Annotated in this window: 12 protein-coding genes and 2 pseudogenes; 6 read left to right on the forward strand and 8 right to left on the reverse strand. The window is 34.5% G+C overall.

Going from position 1 to position 16837, the window contains the following annotated elements; translation table 11 throughout:
- Positions 1-430 precede the first annotated feature (430 nt).
- The 4 genes from F6K27_RS28185 to F6K27_RS28200 all read right to left on the reverse strand — a co-directional run bounded on the left by F6K27_RS28185 (position 431) and on the right by F6K27_RS28200 (position 4611).
- Positions 431-1276, reverse strand: a complete 846-nt coding sequence (locus F6K27_RS28185; RefSeq protein ID WP_287279349.1) for a prohibitin family protein — start codon at positions 1274-1276, stop codon at positions 431-433.
- 792 nt (positions 1277-2068) lie between these two features.
- Complete coding sequence (locus tag F6K27_RS28190; protein ID WP_287279350.1) at positions 2069-3253, reverse strand: cysteine desulfurase family protein; 1185 nt, start codon at positions 3251-3253, stop codon at positions 2069-2071.
- A gap of 933 nt (positions 3254-4186) precedes the next feature.
- Positions 4187-4507, reverse strand: coding sequence for a hypothetical protein (locus tag F6K27_RS28195; RefSeq protein WP_287284708.1), 321 nt, complete (start codon positions 4505-4507; stop codon positions 4187-4189).
- Positions 4477-4611 (reverse strand): hypothetical protein, encoded by a 135-nt coding sequence (locus tag F6K27_RS28200; protein ID WP_275670255.1) that lies wholly within the window; start codon positions 4609-4611, stop codon positions 4477-4479. The genes F6K27_RS28195 and F6K27_RS28200 overlap by 31 nt, the downstream gene beginning before the upstream one ends.
- Before the next feature lie 1283 nt (positions 4612-5894).
- On the opposite strand from F6K27_RS28200, the gene F6K27_RS28205 reads away from it, so the two are divergent.
- Together F6K27_RS28205 and F6K27_RS28210 are read left to right on the forward strand one after the other, a co-directional pair.
- On the forward strand, positions 5895-7532 hold the full coding sequence (locus F6K27_RS28205; protein ID WP_287279347.1) for a DUF655 domain-containing protein: 1638 nt from the start codon (positions 5895-5897) through the stop codon (positions 7530-7532).
- 423 nt (positions 7533-7955) lie between these two features.
- Positions 7956-8402, forward strand: a complete 447-nt coding sequence (locus F6K27_RS28210) for an NADAR family protein (protein ID WP_287279346.1) — start codon at positions 7956-7958, stop codon at positions 8400-8402.
- A 368-nt stretch (positions 8403-8770) separates the two neighbouring features.
- Here the strand turns inward: F6K27_RS28210 and F6K27_RS28215 are convergent.
- The 3 genes and pseudogenes from F6K27_RS28215 to F6K27_RS28225 form a co-directional block, all read right to left on the reverse strand.
- Positions 8771-9355: pseudogene (locus tag F6K27_RS28215) on the reverse strand (DUF3226 domain-containing protein).
- 82 nt (positions 9356-9437) lie between these two features.
- The gene (locus F6K27_RS28220; protein ID WP_287279344.1) at positions 9438-10589 is read right to left on the reverse strand and encodes an ATP/GTP-binding protein; all 1152 of its coding nucleotides are present in this window, start codon (positions 10587-10589) and stop codon (positions 9438-9440) included.
- A 204-nt stretch (positions 10590-10793) separates the two neighbouring features.
- Complete coding sequence (locus F6K27_RS28225; RefSeq protein WP_240038724.1) at positions 10794-11183, reverse strand: DUF86 domain-containing protein; 390 nt, start codon at positions 11181-11183, stop codon at positions 10794-10796.
- Between the two features lie 581 nt (positions 11184-11764).
- Between F6K27_RS28225 and F6K27_RS28230 the strand changes: the two genes are divergently transcribed.
- Both F6K27_RS28230 and F6K27_RS28235 read left to right on the forward strand, forming a co-directional pair.
- Positions 11765-12121, forward strand: a complete 357-nt coding sequence (locus F6K27_RS28230; protein WP_287279343.1) for a hypothetical protein — start codon at positions 11765-11767, stop codon at positions 12119-12121.
- A gap of 702 nt (positions 12122-12823) precedes the next feature.
- Positions 12824-13189, forward strand: coding sequence for a hypothetical protein (locus tag F6K27_RS28235; RefSeq protein WP_287279342.1), 366 nt, complete (start codon positions 12824-12826; stop codon positions 13187-13189).
- 674 nt (positions 13190-13863) lie between these two features.
- Here the strand turns inward: F6K27_RS28235 and F6K27_RS28240 are convergent.
- Complete coding sequence (locus F6K27_RS28240; RefSeq protein WP_161564402.1) at positions 13864-14013, reverse strand: hypothetical protein; 150 nt, start codon at positions 14011-14013, stop codon at positions 13864-13866.
- A 43-nt stretch (positions 14014-14056) separates the two neighbouring features.
- Between F6K27_RS28240 and phnD the strand changes: the two genes are divergently transcribed.
- Positions 14057-15055, forward strand: coding sequence for a phosphonate ABC transporter substrate-binding protein (gene phnD / locus F6K27_RS28245; protein WP_287279341.1), 999 nt, complete (start codon positions 14057-14059; stop codon positions 15053-15055).
- 308 nt (positions 15056-15363) lie between these two features.
- Positions 15364-16140, forward strand: a pseudogene (locus tag F6K27_RS28250) (ADP-ribosylglycohydrolase family protein).
- Positions 16141-16837 lie beyond the last annotated feature (697 nt).

The raw sequence follows: 16837 nt of genomic DNA on the forward strand, positions 1-16837 counted from the left end.
GTAAACAATTTCAAGCTATAAACTGTAAATTATCAATACCATTACAGACATCCTTAAAACTTTAAGGTTTAGCGATCGCCTAATTTATGAAAAATACAGCTCATACAGTTACTTTTATATTACATTGCAAATATCTATGTAACATGTAAAGATGCCAGCGCTCATTGCTATAACTAAGAGATTTCTTGAAAAAAATATCCTCCTATACTTTAATTTTTTAATTTATAGCAAGGAACAAGTCGCTTAGGACTTATGCTAATAATGAACCTCAGACAGGGAAATGCTTTGGCATTGCTGAAATGTAATGTTAAGTAACTGAAGGTAAAATTGAAAAACCGATGTTTAGCGTTGATACTTAATCTAAAAATCATTACCACTCAGCAACGCCAATGTTTTTCGCTGTTCCCTATTCCCTGTTCCCTATTCCCTGCTATTGATTTTCATCCAAATTATCAAGATTGAAAATAAAAGGAGCTGTTTGAGATTTGTCATTTCCCAGAATTAAAACTTTAGGCATCTGAGAACCACCTGCTTTCCAAGCTTCGATCGCTTCTTTTTGTAAAACCAACTCACCACCTTGTGCTTTTAGTGTTTCAGCTAATAGTTTTTGAGCTTCTGCTTTACCCTTTGCACGGTTAATGTATGCCTGAGCTTCTTGTTCTGCTTCTGCAGCAACATATACTGCTCGTTGTGCTTTTTGTTCAGCAATTTGCTTCTCTTCAACTGCTTTAGCAAATTCAGGAGAAAATGTTAAATCAATTACGCTAGTATCTAACACAAGAATGCCATATTTATCTAAACGAGAACCTAAAGCATTATCAAAGTCTGCTTTCAATTCTTCCCTTTGAGTAATAGCTTCTTCAACAGTTCTTCTAGCTGCAGCAATTTTAAAAGATTCTTGAGTTTGTGGTGCAATTACTTTAGCAACTAAATTTTGTAGAGTTCCTTGTTCTCTTCTGATTTTTACTACTAACATAGGGTCTAAGCGAAAGTTAATTGCAAAACTTGCTGATAATTGTTGTAAATCTTTTGTAGAACTTTGGGCTGGAACTTCAAACTTTTGTACAGTCACATCATAGATATCAACTTGAGAAATCAAAGGAGGTTTAAAGTGAATGCCTTCTAAGAGAGCGCCATCTCTAGCTTTACCTAAAATACTAATAACACCAGCTTGACCAGGATTAATAATTACAAAGGAATTGAAGCCAATTAGCAATATTAATGATGACACGGTTGCTAATATTACTGTTTGTAAACTTTGTTGTTGATTTTTCAATTTTTTTCTCCGAATTCTGAGATTATGACTTATTGGTATATTTTCTTTGTTAATCTTAGTTCAAACTGAAAATTAACATTCAAATTATATAATATTTTTAGACTTGTTTAATAAGGAAGAAGAAAGGAGGAAAAAGGAAGGAGGAAAAAGTGAATGGGGACTCAAAACCCAACGAATTGTAAACACCCTGTAGACGGCGGGGTGTTAAACTCAGAAAGAAAAAGATAATTACTACTTTTTTGACTAATGTGCTTGATATTAAGTAATAGTATTTTTTGCACATTAATACTAAGTTTCAAAATAACAAAAGTTATGAAAGACTAAATACTCCCATTGAACAAATCATATTGGGAATAATTAATATAGTTGAAATTTGTACTACTTTTACTTTGAATAAAGCGATCACAATATACATATCCTAATTCCTTGCCTACAGAGAGAGAGTAAGACAAAATTATTTGTCAGATTATGTCCGGTAGCATCGGTATTGTAAGTGCGAAGGTAAGGAAGAAGGAAGAAGGAAGAGGCAAGAGGCAAGAGGTAGGAAGGCTTAAATTAAGAGCAAGAAAAAACTTCAATTTGCTATATATATTCATATATTCATGCTTGGGTTTACACAAACGCGCCCCAACGGACATGATATCATTGATACTTAATATCATATCCGTTTAATTAGCTATAAAAAAACTTTCTTCTCCTTGTCCTTCTTCTTTTCTCCTGACTCCTGACTTCCCCTCCTGGGAGGGGTTAGGGGTGGGTTGACTCCTGACTCCTGAAATGGTATATTTATTTTTAATTCACAATAGCAAGTTTTCTAGGCATCAGTCTTTCCAAAATTTGTTTCAGTACCATTGCTGTCCAATCAATATCTGCTTCCGTTGTTTCTCGCCCTAATGTTAAACGAATACCTCTAGTTGCAGCCTCTTCTGTATATCCCATTGCCAGTAATATTGGACTTGGAGTTACCTTTCCACTATGACAAGCTGAACCAGCACTAATACCAATTCCAGCCAAGTTTAACTGTCGCACCAAAGTTTTACCTGTAATTTTATCTTCCGTTTCCTCTATTTCAACTTCTGGGGGAACAATGCAGAAACTAACATGATGAGGTAGTCTGTGCCATCTATCCCCAGTAGAAATTACATAAGGAGTTTGTGCCATCTGTTCAAATAAGCGATCGCGCAATCTGATTAACCTTAATGTTTCTGTCGTCATTTCCTCATCCGCTAATTCTGCTGCCACTCCAAAACCAGCGATCGCTGCTACGGCCTGAGTACCAGAACGTAATTTCAACTCCTGGCCACCACCAGTCAAAATAGGTACTAGCTCTACACCTTCCCTGATATAAAGCGCCCCCACACCTTGAGGACCATAAATTTTATGACTTGATAAAGATAATAAATCTACTGGCAGTTTTTGTACATCTATTGGTAAACGTCCTACCACCTGAACGGCATCAGTATGAAATAAAACCCCATGAGAACGACAAATATTACCTAGTTCCTCAATAGGTTGGAGAGTGCCTACTTCACTTTGACCATAAATTATTGATACTAAAACTGTATTTGCTTGTAATGCTGCTTGTAGTTTTTCTGGATCTACCCTTGCTTGTCTATTGACAGGTAATCTTGTAACTTGCCAACCCCAATTTTCTAACATTCTTGCTGGTTCTGAAATTGCAGAATGTTCTACACTAGAGATAATGATATGTTGGGGTTTTTCATAGCAACGTGCCACGCCCATGATTGCCATATTATCAGCTTCAGTCCCCCCAGAAGTAAAAATAATTGACTCTGGCACTGTATCGATCAGATTAGCCACTTTTATTCTTGCCCTCTCTACTAATGTTGCCGACCTCTGGCCCCATGTATGTAAGCTAGATGGATTACCCCACTGTTGGGTAAAAGCTTGTTGCATAGCAGTGATCGCTTCTGGCCTTGTCGGTGTTGTGGCACTATAGTCTAGATAAATTTGCATCATGTCTATCAGTTTTGATTTTTAACTTCTACAATATAGTCAAAATATCCCCACAGAAGTTTTGAGATGAAAGAGTGAAAAAGTAGTTTAAGAAGGAACAAGGAAGGAGGAAAAAGGAAACTCGTAAACATTGTTTAGACGGCGGAGTATTAAACCCAAAAGAAAAAGATAAGAATTGTTTCAGTCGGGGGGCAAAATTAGCTGATATATCTACTCTGTAAATTCCCAGATATTCTCTACACAATTATAATAGGACTGCAATAGAAGCCACTTGAGATCTATTTAAAAAGAAGATGGGGAGATGGGTATGGGTAGTATTGGATGGAGGATTGTTCAACCTGCTTAGTGGGCGTTCCCTCTCTTGGTCAGCATTCCCTTGCGTCTGACACCGACGCGGGATCTGACCCCTGTCTTGGTCTGAATATGGCGAGGAGACCCGAAGAGTGACAGAGCCGCTGCCTCTTTCCTCCAGAGTAGGAGCTTTCCTATGGGAATGCTGTGCAAACGCTAACGCTTTACATGTTGCGGAGCAAAATGCCATCCCACCCTACGGGAAGCTCCGAATATCGACCGCTTGCGCCGTGCGACGGCGCGGGGTCACATCCGCTTTTTCCTGTATTCCCTCCCTCCATCTCCTGACTTCTGACTCAGTACTCCTGACTCCTGTTCAAAAAAATTAATATTGGCAAAGATACCAAATGGGTTTTATATATCTGAATTCTTTTTAATGTGGCTATTGTTACTCAGGTATTTCTATACTTTCAATAGTTATAGCAGTCGGAGCAAAGGGCGCGGACATCTCAAAAGCTTAAAACTCAGACAACGCAAGATTTTTCTTTCTTCCTTCTTTCTTGTGCTATTATCTTTATAAGATATCCTCTATGATTTATGTACTTCTAGACCTTTGACTTTTAAATACTAAAAAGTTACTAGCTACTTAGGTTTACAAACATTATAATCTTCATGTGACATAACTTTCTGTGGTATTACAAAATTCCCATAATCTTGACAAATCATTCTATAGTTGCGGGTAACAGGTATACTTACTATGAAACGATTATGGCGGAGCCGTTTACCTCCAAATTCTCGATAGCTTTGATTATTGTTTAACGCAGAAATAATTGCCCTGGCTTTGACCACTACATAATCCGGTAAACCTCTCAAGTCTATCAAATCACCATCGAAAGAAGCTTCCCATTCTAACTTTTTTTCTCGCTTTTCCGCTATTTCTTCATCAACTCTTTGCTTTGCCATCTCCTGTTGTTCACAACGATGGCATTTTCTCCCATATCCCTTATGGCCACACGGAAAAGTCCTTTTTCTTTTCGGCATAAAACAGCAAAGTTAGTTGTTACCAAGATCTCTCAGTTTTGGTCATCGTTAAATATTTTGTTCAAGACCTGATTGAAAAATCCACAAACTACTGATTACACTTTAGTAGCATCATAGTCCACTCTCAATTTAACATTATCGGCCATTATGACACAATATTCAACATCAATATTTTCTAATGATTCAAATAGAACGAACAAAAATGTTTAAGATTCAGGCCACTGCACTAGGTATTATAAATTAGTGTAGTTCTTTAGTTAATAGGGCTTACGCACCTGCAACCTAATTTTTGTCCGAAGCGACCTACAGGGTTTGCAGGAGCAGTCCGGAACGGAAAGCAATATCAAATCCTAGTTTTTTGTACCTCATGGAGATGGGGAGGTGGGGAGATGGGGCAGGACTCATTCATTGTCACTAGAGAAAAATTGATAGGGAGATGGGCAACCACCCCTAACTCCTTCCAGGAGGGCAAGGCTGTTTCATCCGATGCGAAAAACAGAGAGGGAGATAGATAGATGGGGATAACTAGGAAATTTTGGCACACATAGTCAGGATTTCAGTCAAATTTATCAATTATCCTTGAAGGTCAAAAATACGAATTTTTGTCATTTAAGCGACGTTGAACCAGATATCCTCTCAGAGTTTAACTACAGCTATTGGCTAAAAAATCGGCAAATTTTAGTAAATTTCAGTGTTTCCCTATTCCCTCATCTCCCGTTCTCCCTAAATCGTTAATATACTATACTTTGAAACAGCCCTCCTCACAGGAGGGGGGAGATTCGTATATTTGCACAATTAAATGTATTTCATAATTCATATAAATATTATCTGACGACAAAAAATTAGCCCTGGGGAGATGAGGGGAGAAAAGCCTCTAAATTAAATACGTTACCAAAATATTCATTTAATGGCATTTACATAACTTCCCTCTTTTGTCAAGTTTTATCTTAAGAAATATGTTTATAAACCATAGCCCTTTCAGGGGGACTTTTGCTAAGATTTCTGTAGGGGGAAAAGTGGACAAGTCATTTCAGTTATCATTTAGCCTCCTATGGTCGGAACTGCGTTAACAGTACCTCTGCAATAAGGAGACTTGATATCAGAAATATTCTCTTTTTTATCCCCTTAAAAGAGGAGACTTTAGACCACAATTTTTCGGTAAGCAGAAATACATTCAAACTCATAATATCTACGCTTTTTTCTCCCAAGTCATCTTTGTCCTCCAAGTCTAGTCCAACCAGAAAGTAAAAAACCTACCCTTGTGAACTATCTCACCCTAACTAATAGGATATTGGCTTTCCTTAAATCAGTGCTATTTTTTTCTACTCAACTGCGCTTTGTTTATATTTTACTATTGGTTCTGAGTCTCACTGCTTGTCAGAATACAAATCAGCAGTTAGTTCCTCATTTTCCCCAATTACCACAAGACCCCTTAATTGAAGCTTATTTTAATCAGTCCCAAGCTTCAACCTATACTGAGTCTGATCGCCAGCAAACTAGGTTGGGAGATAATCTTGAGGAAATAATCATTGATACTATTGCTAATGCTACTTCTAGTGTAGATGTGGCGGTTCAAGAGTTACGTTTACCTGGTATTGCTCAAGCTTTGGTCGAACGTTATCAAGCAGGGATAAAGGTACGAGTAATTATTGAAAACACCTACAATCGTTCTTGGGGAAGCTTGACTGAATTTGAAGTAACTCAACTATCTGAACGGGAACACGAACGCTACATAGAATTTTTTCAGCTTGCTGATAACAACATGGATGGTTATCTTAGTCAAGATGAAATTAACGGCAGTGATGCTCTTGTGATCTTAACTAATGCAGGGGTTCCCTTGATTGATGACACTGCCGATGGTTCTAAGGGTAGTGGCCTTATGCACCACAAATTTGTGGTTGTGGACGGTCAAACTATTATTGTTACTTCAGCTAATTTTACTAATAGCGGTATTCATGGAGATTTTTCAGAATCTATGAGTAGAGGAAATGCTAATAATCTTTTAAAAATAGAAAGTTCTGAATTAGCTGAACTGTTCACAGAGGAATTTAATCTCTTATGGGGAGACGGGCCTGGTAGAAAACAGGATAGTAAATTTGGCGTGAAAAAACCATTTAGACCTGTCAGACAAATATTTATTGGAGATACGAAAGTGGCAGTAAAGTTTTCTCCTATTTCTAATACTAAATCTTGGCAACAAAGTACTAATGGTTTAATTAATCAAACATTAGAATTAGCACAAAAATCTGTTGATTTATCCCTCTTTGTATTTTCATCACAACCATTAGTTAATACTCTAGAAAATCAATCTAAAAAAGGAGTATTAATTCAAGGTTTAATCGATCCAAGTTTTGCCTATCGCTATTATAGTGAAGGATTAGATATGATGGGTATTGCCTTGGCTAATAAATGTAAATATGAAGCAGATAATCGGACTTGGGAAAAACCAATTTTTACAGTAGGAGTACCAAATTTACCCCCTGGCGATCGCCTGCATCACAAATTCGGAATTATTGATAATTCGATTGTAATAACTGGTTCTCACAATTGGACTGAAGCAGCTAATAAAAACAACGATGAAACTTTATTGATAATTGAAAATTCTAAAGTAGCAGCTCATTTTGACCGTGAATTTCAAAGACTTTATCAAACAGCTACTCTGGGTATACCATCCTGGTTGATTAAAAAAGTAGAGAAACAACAAAAAGAATGTGGCGATCTATTAACAGAAACTGAAAATCCGACAATAGATACTAACACTAAGATTAATCTCAATACAGCTACTGCTAAAGAATTGGAAACATTACCTGGTGTTGGACCAAAATTAGCAGAGCGGATTATTCAAGCTAGACAAAATAAACCTTTTACATCTTTAGCTGACCTAGACCAAGTGTCTGGAATTGGACCTCAAATATTAGATAAGTTAAGCGATCGAGTCACCTGGTAAGTTCAACAATTAATCATTAATCATTAATAATTAATAATTAACAATTACCTCTCCTTTAAAACTGATAGGATTGACTCAAAAAAAAATTTTTCTTTATTATCCCCTTAAAAGGAGAGGCTTTAAACCACAATTTTTCGGTAAGTAAGAAGGAAGAAGGTTTAAAAGTATGAAAAAACTTACAGCAGTTTTCGAGTCTTGGAGGTACAAAGTTTGATTGCCCTAGGGAAAACTTAACTGGGAAAGAAAAACATAATAAAAAAGAGGGAAAAAAGTTGAATTTTTAGAATTTATGGAATTTATCATTTTTTTATTGTACGAATAAATCTTTCTAATTCCTCCTGACTCCTGACTCCTGACTCCTGACTTCATGACTCCTAAAAAATATCCTAGCTATTTGTAGCAAACATTTATCAAATTGATATTATGGCAATTTCATTTTATAGCACTCTGAGCAGATACGGTTGTTTTTCCAATTGTTCTGCTCATGGTTTTGAATTAGATGGTTATTGGTGGCCAACTAGCGAACATTATTTTCAAGCTCAAAAATTTCCAGGTATGCCTGATGCTGATGAAATTCGTTTAGCAGCAACACCAGGAGAAGCAGCAAATCTGGGAGGCGATCGCAAACGCCCATTACGTTCAGATTGGGAACAGGTAAAATATGATATTATGCAAAAGTCAGTATTCAACAAATTTGCTACTAATTCTGAGATTCGGGAAATATTACTGTCTACTGGGAATGAAGAAATTGTTTATAAATCTCCCGTGGATTTATATTGGGGTCAGAGAAAAGATGGTAGTGGGAAAAATAAATTAGGCAAAATTTTAATGGCAGTACGAGATATGTTGAGTTCAACAATTAATAATTAACAGATAAATTAAACAGTTAACTGGTATAGGATTTTGTCAATTTCGTCAGGCGATTGCTCCTATCTTGAGAGTTATATAAATTATATAGTCATTCCAGTTAAGATTGAGACAAGGGTTTCTTACCTTGAAAGAGTTTCACCTAAAAAAGTGTTCCAGTCTTATTCAGAATGACTATAAATAATTTTATAGATAACTTCAATTTGTATAACTCATAATTTTGATATGGGAGTCATATTTGAGTTTTGTAGAAAATATCCTGAAAAAAGGAGAGAGCTAACAAAAGTAAAATTTTGAGACTGTTTATCTATTTTGGGATTTTTTACAAATTCGACAATGATTGCCATAGTTAAAATTAAATTTAATAAATTTTACAAGTCATATAATGTTTTAAACCAGTTAATAAATATTTGAGCTTGGGGATGTTTGGGATTTAATATTCTTTCCATAACAGCATTATGTAATTGGCGACCGGGAGTATTTTGCCATGCTAACCATGTATGAATATTAGGTTTATCAGTATGATTTTCTATGAATGGCGCACCTTGATTTTTAGCTTATTTAACTGCTGTTTGTGCATAATTCCAAAGCAATTCTTTTTCGTCAGGAATTATATAAGTCAGAAATGTTTCTAACATTCCAGAAATTTTATTATCTGGCATCACCCAAACTCTAAATTTAACACCAAAACTTGTCTGATGAATTAGACCTATTTCTGGTAAATTTTCAGGAAAATCAGGAAGACTTGGTAAACAAACATTTCTAATACTTTGCCATCTATCCTTTGAATTATCATCTGCATCAACCATTAGACCTAATGCAGAAAGTCCAGATGCTTTTAACTCTGTAGAAATTACATTTTTATTTAGTAGTTTTTCTATGCCATCACAGGATTCAATATATACAAATGGTTGTTTATTTTGATCTTCCCAAGGAATATCATTAGCTTCTATCAAATATGGAAAACTCTTTGATCCTCAGCACCCTCTACCAATAGTTTATTTTTAGGAGGTAATTTTCTTGTTTTTGTTGCCATTACTATCGCACCTCGATGTGACGTTGTGCGGCAATAACAATTTCAGGTTCTGTGAAAACTACAGAAGCATTTTTATTAGCTTCTATTCTGTGAATTGTAATTTCTTCACCCTCTAAATCTTCATTTTGAATAACATCAGCAAGACTACTCCAACAATCACTATTATGAGTAGTAGCAAATACTTGAACATCTAATTTTTTTGCTGTTTTCCAAATAAGTTTCCACATATCAGACATTGTAGAAAAATGTAAACCCGTATCAATTTCATCTACAAGTAACACTCCACCTTGAGCAGAAACAAGAGCGATCGCTAATGCTAAAATTCGCCATATTCCTTCTCCCATACTACCAATAGGTATGGGTTGTTTTTGGTCAGAAACTTTTACTCTAAACCCACTTCTTGCTCCTACAATTCTACTATTAGAACCATATTTTTCAAGGCTAATTGAAGCAATACGTTCAATTTTAGGTTCAATAATTTGCAGTGCTTCTAGGGTCAATGTTTCCTCTGGTGTTAAGACAATTTCATCAAATAATTGAGTAATTTCGTTAATATCTAAAGATAAAGGTGTAATAAATTGAGATTTTGTAACTGCTTTTGTAGCTATTCTAGATGACCTTAACATACGAATATCCATACCTCCATCTGGTGATAATCTGCGTCTTATGCTAACTTCTTTTTTTTTCCAATCAAGCATAAAAAAAATATCTTCTAATTCATCTATTTCTAGTTCATCAGTAATTTCTTCTGAATTATCCAATTCAGAACTCAATTCTTCTGAATCATCGAATAAAGCTTTTTTTTCATCCAATTTATTCGGTGAATCTACTTGTATTGAAGCAATTAGATTTTCCTGATATTTATCATTAGTTCCTACTATAGAAAATTTGCTTCCTACTGAAATTTCACGTCCATAGAAAAGGTGACAAATATCTAGCTGTTTAGAGCGTTCTTTCAATAAAAACTCTCCTCGATAAAACATAATTTTCTGGAATTGTTCGGGTTGGTACGAGCAATATAAAAGTTGAATAGCTTCTAAAATTGAAGTTTTTCCACTATTATTCATTCCTACCAATAAATTAACTCTGCTAAGTTGCTTAAGTTCAAAAGATTGGAAACAACGAAAATTATTTATACTCAACGATTTCAACATATTTATTTCCTGTTTATATCTACTTAAAAATAAAAAAAAATTAATTTTAAGACGATAGTAAATTTTCAACTTTTTCTTTAAGAGATAGATAAATCCTTTTCAATTATAGAAATTTAAATAAAGGTGAGGACATTTCTAAATTATCACACTCAGTCATCGATTATTTTTGACTTTTACTTTTTGACTTTTGCCTTGCGCGTAGCGCTATACACCCCAAACTCGATTTAGATTAATGTTTAAATAGTTATGAACCAGAACATCTCTAAATCCAGCTATTTGTCGCCATTGAATAAACGCTTCTACTCGCCATTGAGGTGATTCAAAATCATCAATAGAAATAAAGGTTGGCTCCCCTCCGGTAGTTAACCCCAAACCCAAACGTCTTAGTTTTTCCTCTACTTGCCGACCAAGGGTGTTAATTTTTTGCCATTGCGTTTCGGTATAAGGTTTGGTAGGTCTGGGTTTTTCTTGATAGCGAGAAACAGTAACGGAAAATTCCAGGTTAGACTCGGAAGGTTCGGTGGTGCCTCTTACTGGGTTTGCTGCAGTGGGTTCGGGAGTACAGACCAGAGGAATGTGATTTTCTGCTGTCAAAAAACCAGAGGTGAGGTCTAGAACAACCCAACCAGCTCCTGGTAAATAAACCTCGGCCCAAGAGATAATTTTAGTTATAGCAATGTATAGAGAAACACTAAAAATATAATTTAGGTATTTATAGTTAATAATTTTACTGATTTTTTGAGATTTAATAATTATTGATTTATGAGTGGGTTAGCAGATAATAAATGGCTGTGATTAGAGGAATCAAAGGTAATTTTTGAGTTGATTTTGATTGATTTTCATTCTTGGAACTTTGGCAAGAGATCTAATTATATTAGCATAAATAAATATAAATAATTACTATATCAAAATACTGACTTAGAAGTAATAAAAATTTATATATTATTTATATTTTTGAGAAAACATTATTTGACTACAAATAGGAAAAATTAGTTGACCGGAAGTTATGAGAATTTCTAATTGTCATCGAAATATTTTTTGCCAAATATTGATAAGTGAATTAACTGAAAATTGATGATTTTGATTTAGGCTGAGTAGTAAGAAGATTAGTTAGTTATTGATGTAATTACCTCAATGAATAACCACTTCTCTAATCACTTTAATGGAAGGGAATTATGAATCCTACTGCTGAAAATATTTTAAAATTGGCTGCGCTAGCTACTGTTGTAGATGGTCAAGCCTCTGAACAAGAAAAGAACTTCATTGTTGATGATGGTTCCTATCTGTTGAGAACTTCTCCAGATGAAGTAAGACCCTTTATCAACCTATGTATTGGAATTTATCAATCTAAAGGTGCTGCAAACAATCCTGGAACAGCACTTAATTTTGCTTTGGAGGCATTAAAGCCTTTAACAGATTCTGAGAAGCATCTAGCCTTTCACATTTGCTATAAAGTAATTCACATAGACAAAGAAGTAAAAGAGTCTGAAATGAGATTCTTTTTCCAATTACACAGATTGGTATTTTCTTAATTATTAGAATTAACTTTTTACAGTTTTTCAATTAACAAGTAATTAACATTATTCTCTACCAAATATTACATTATGGTGGAGAGTTTTTTATATAGCAGAAGAAAGAAGGAAGAAGCAATAAGCAAAAAGGAAAAATCTGGCTTTGTCTGAGTTTTAAGCTTTTGATACAGCAGACTCTAAGTATATAAAGTACAGAGATTAACAATTGAATGTTTGTAGTGCGGGCATCTTGCCCGCTTCGGGGTGTACCTCACCTTTGGTGGAATCTGCTGTATTTCCGCACTCTTTGCTTCAACTTTTATACTATATTTATTTATTCCTAATAAAATGTGCTTTATATGACTTGTGAAATAAAAAATCTTAACGGTAATAGGAAAAATTAATTTATTAGAAGTAATGATAATTTTTGCCTTGGTAAATCAAGAGATGAAACTTTAAGAGTAGTCTGTTTCTGATACCTCTAAATATTTTACCAAAGTGAGTGATGGGTATCACCCCTAGTAGAAAATCATCTTACCAATTACCAAAGCCATAATTTTTAATTGTCATCGGAATATTTTCTGCAAAATCTAAATATTGATGAATGAATTAACTGAAAATTTATAATTTTGATTTAGTCTGAGTAGTAAGGAGATTGGTTAGTTATTGATGTAATTACCCCAACAAATAACCACTTCTCCCATCACTTTCATGGAGAAAAATATGAATCTTGTTTCTGTTAACAATATTATCCAATTGGCTGCTTTGGCCTCTGTTGTAGATGGTCATGCCAGTGACCAGGAAAAAAACTTAATTGTGGAGATGGGTTCCGATCTGTTGAACACTCCACAAGAGCAGGTAAGAAAGATACTGGACCGCTGTATAGAGACTTTTGAGAATCAAGGATTTGCAAACCATTCTGAAGCAGCTCTTCATTCTGGTTTGGATGCCTTGCGGTCTTTAGACCCCTCTCAAAAGCACTTAGCCTTTTATATTTGTGAGAAAGTAATTTACCAAGACGGAATAGAATCTGGTGAAATAGAATTTATTCAGCAATTAGACCAACTAGATAGAACTGCATTTTCTTAATTATTAGAGTTAGTTATTTCCAGCCTTTCAGCTAACAACTAATTAACATTATTCTCTACCAAACTTTAAGATTATGGTGGGAATTTTTTTTCGTTAAAGCGTGCCTGATAGAATTTTTCCTAGCTGCTCAGAAAATACCTTAACTGCATAAAAAAAATTATATAGCAGCTCATACTGCTATAAACTTTATTTATCAAAAAGTCTAATTAAGTGTCATTTTTCAATTATTAACAGTCAATAAAATCAGCAAAACTTGATAGCCGAAAATTATTGCGATGATGCTGTTTCATATAGCAATCCTAAATAGGTCGTGACAAATCAAAAAGTAAATAAAAAAACTGAAACTCTTACCAGTTAAGTGTTCCCAGTTAAGTGTTCCCTGAAAAGCAGTAAGATTTTTGACACGAATAAAATAGGATTGCTATAGATATTATTTATCTCGTAGCAATCGCTAATTTCTAATTCAAAAATCCTAGAAAATGAACTTAACCAAAGCTTAACATTAATCTAGTGGAGGATGGTGGAAATAACTGACCAGTTACAAAATCCTAAAACAATTACAAATCAAAAATGATTGACTTTTAACTTCCGCGTAGCGGCACTCTAATAATGTATTAGACAGATTGACCTGTCTCTGAAAAAACAAAAGCTCATTGCTACTGAGCTATAGCTGTTTAATAGCTAGTATTTATTTCGTAGCGATCGCCAATTTCTAACTCAAAAATTCTCGAAAGGGAGCTTAACCAAGGCTTAACATTAATATAGGATAATCGATCGACGGACAAATCTGTCTGTAAAAAAACACAAAAGCTGATTGGTACCAAACTATAACTGACAACTACTAATATTTCCAGAGAAAAGAACCCTATGGAACGACGTAAATTTGTTAAAAATTCATCTCTATTTGCTCTATCTTTAGCCGGAGCAAAATTAGCTAATTTAACTTTCTCACCCCAAACATTAGCTCAGGTAAAAGAACTAAAATTTGGCATTATTTCCACCGAATCTCAAAGTAATCAAAGACCCATTTGGGAACCCTTTATCAAAGCACTTTCTGATTCTATTGGTTTACCAGTTAAAGCATTTTATGTGACTCAATATGTAGCAGTAATTGAAGCCATGCGAACTGGGGATGTCCACCTAGCTTGGTATGGAGGAAAATCCTATATTGAAGCAGCAAAACGTTCTAATGCTGAAGCTTTTGCCCAGGTAGTAGATACAGAAGGTGGTAAAGGTTATTACTCTCATTTAATTACTAACAAAGATAATCCTATAGTTGCTGAAGCTAAAGCAATGGGAGGCGATAAATATGTGATTAAAAATGCAAGTAATTTAACTTTTGCTTTTAATGACCCGAACTCTACATCCGGTTTTTTAGTACCGAGTTACTATGTTTTTGCTCAAAACGAAGTTGACCCCAAAAAAGCATTTAAACGCTTAATTTTTTCCGGCAGTCACGAAGCAACAGCTTTAGCAATAGCTAATAATCAAGTAGATGTAGCTACTAATAATAATGAAGCTTTAGACCGACTCCAAAAAACAAATCCAAAAGCAAGAGCTAATATAGAAACTATCTGGACTTCTACTTTAATTCCTAGCGACCCAATTGCTTATCGTCAAGATTTACCAGCAGATTTAAAACAGAAAATTCGTGATTTTTTCTATAACTATAAAGAAGCAAAAGTTCTCGAACCTCATGGTTGGTCTGGTTTTGCTCAAGCAAATGATAAAACTTGGAATCCGATTCGGGAATTAGACCTAGCTAAAAAGATTTTAGAGTTGGAAAATAAGGAAAAAATGACTGCTGAGGATCAACAACAATTAGAGGCATTTCGCCAACAATTAAAAGCTATAAAAAGTAATTAGACTTCTTGCAGAAGTTAGGGAATAGGGAATAGGGGGATGAAATCAAGAATTTCAGATCTTGAATTTATTTAATTAAAACTTTTGCAAGAGGTCTATTGAATGACAAAAGTAAAACAGGATTTACAGATGATAAGTAGGTGGCTCTAATTAAACGTTAAAAAATGGTTTATTTATGCTTATCTACTTAATCTTAATCATAAATCTGTTGTATTACCAGAAGTCTCCATGGAATTAAGCAGCAAAGCAAATATTTACTTTGTTGCTTTTTTTGTTAAAATGTTAATTAAATAAATAAAGGTAAGAGCAAAATGTTAGGAGCAATAGCTGGTGATATTATCGGATCTGTCTATGAACATAATAATATTAAAATCAAAGATTTTCCCCTATTTAGTAGTCAAAGTCAATTTACAGATGATACAGTTATGACCGTAGCAGTTGCGGATTCTATCTTCAATAATCGCGAATATATTGATACAGTTAAAGAGTATTTTCGTCGCTATCCTTACGCAGGTTATGGCTTCAATTTTAGACAGTGGAATAAATCTGATAGTAAGCAACCTTATTATAGTTGGGGTAATGGGTCAGCAATGCGAGTTAGTCCAGTGGGATTTGCTTTTAATGACTTGGAAACAGTATTAATGGAGGCAAAAAAGAGTGCAGAAATTACCCATAACCACCCAGAAGGAATTAAGGGTGCTCAAGCTACAGCAGCAGTAATCTTTCTTGCTAGAATAGGAAAAAGTAAGGATGAAATAAAGTCTTATATTGAGAGTAATTTTAACTATAATTTGAGTCAAACTTTAGCATAAATTAGACCTACTTATAAATTTGATGTTTCTTGTCAAGGTTCCGTTCCCCAAGCAATAATTTGTTTTTTAGAATCTACAGATTTTGAAGATGCAATTAGAAATGCTGTTTCTATAGGTGGAGATAGTGACACTATTGCTTGTATTGCTGGAGGTATTGATCAAGCATTTTATGGAGCTGTACCAGAATCTATTACTGAGAAAATATGGGAGTTTCTAGATGAAAGTCTTCAAAATTTGACTCTGGAGTTTATGTCAAAATATTATATAGCAATGTGATTTTAGTTGTGAGATATTGGAGATTTTTAGGCAACAGGCAACAGGCAACAGGCAACAAAGAATAAGAAAAAAACAAATATATATGAGTAAGATAACTGCTATATTCTATACTTTAAAGGAACATCTCAATTCTCACATCTGATTCCTGATTGCTATATGAGTTCTAGTTTAAATTGATATATATCTTCAACCTTCAATTATTAAAAACAACCCACCAATTAGAGCTGACAAATCAGAATATTTTTAAACCTTACCGAGATAATTAGGGTTTGCTGAAAAAGTATTTTTCAGGAGTAGGGAAGTAGGGAGTAGGGAGTAGACGGAAAGAATTAATTATATCAAATCCGTTTTATTAGACATAAAAAAATTCTTCAATTGTCATAACTACGCTCATCTTTGTAATTCTCTCTCCTCCTGACTCCTGACTTCTGACTTCCCACAACAGTTATTTATAGAACCCCTAACCGTATCTTCATATAAATATCAAGTTTTTTTGACTAGGAGACAGCTATACTGGAGACAGGAGACAGAAGGTAAGAGAGAAAAGGTTAAGAGGGAAGATTTGGGGAGAGATATAGCAATGAGCGCTGGCATCTTTACATATTACATAAATATTGATAATGTAACATAAAAGTAACTGTATGAGCTGTATTTTTCATAAATTAGGCGATCGCTAAAGGTTAAAGTTTTAAGGATG

Origin of the sequence: Okeania sp. SIO2F5 (genome assembly GCF_010692685.1) — a bacterium.
Lineage (GTDB): Bacteria > Cyanobacteriota > Cyanobacteriia > Cyanobacteriales > Microcoleaceae > Okeania > Okeania hirsuta.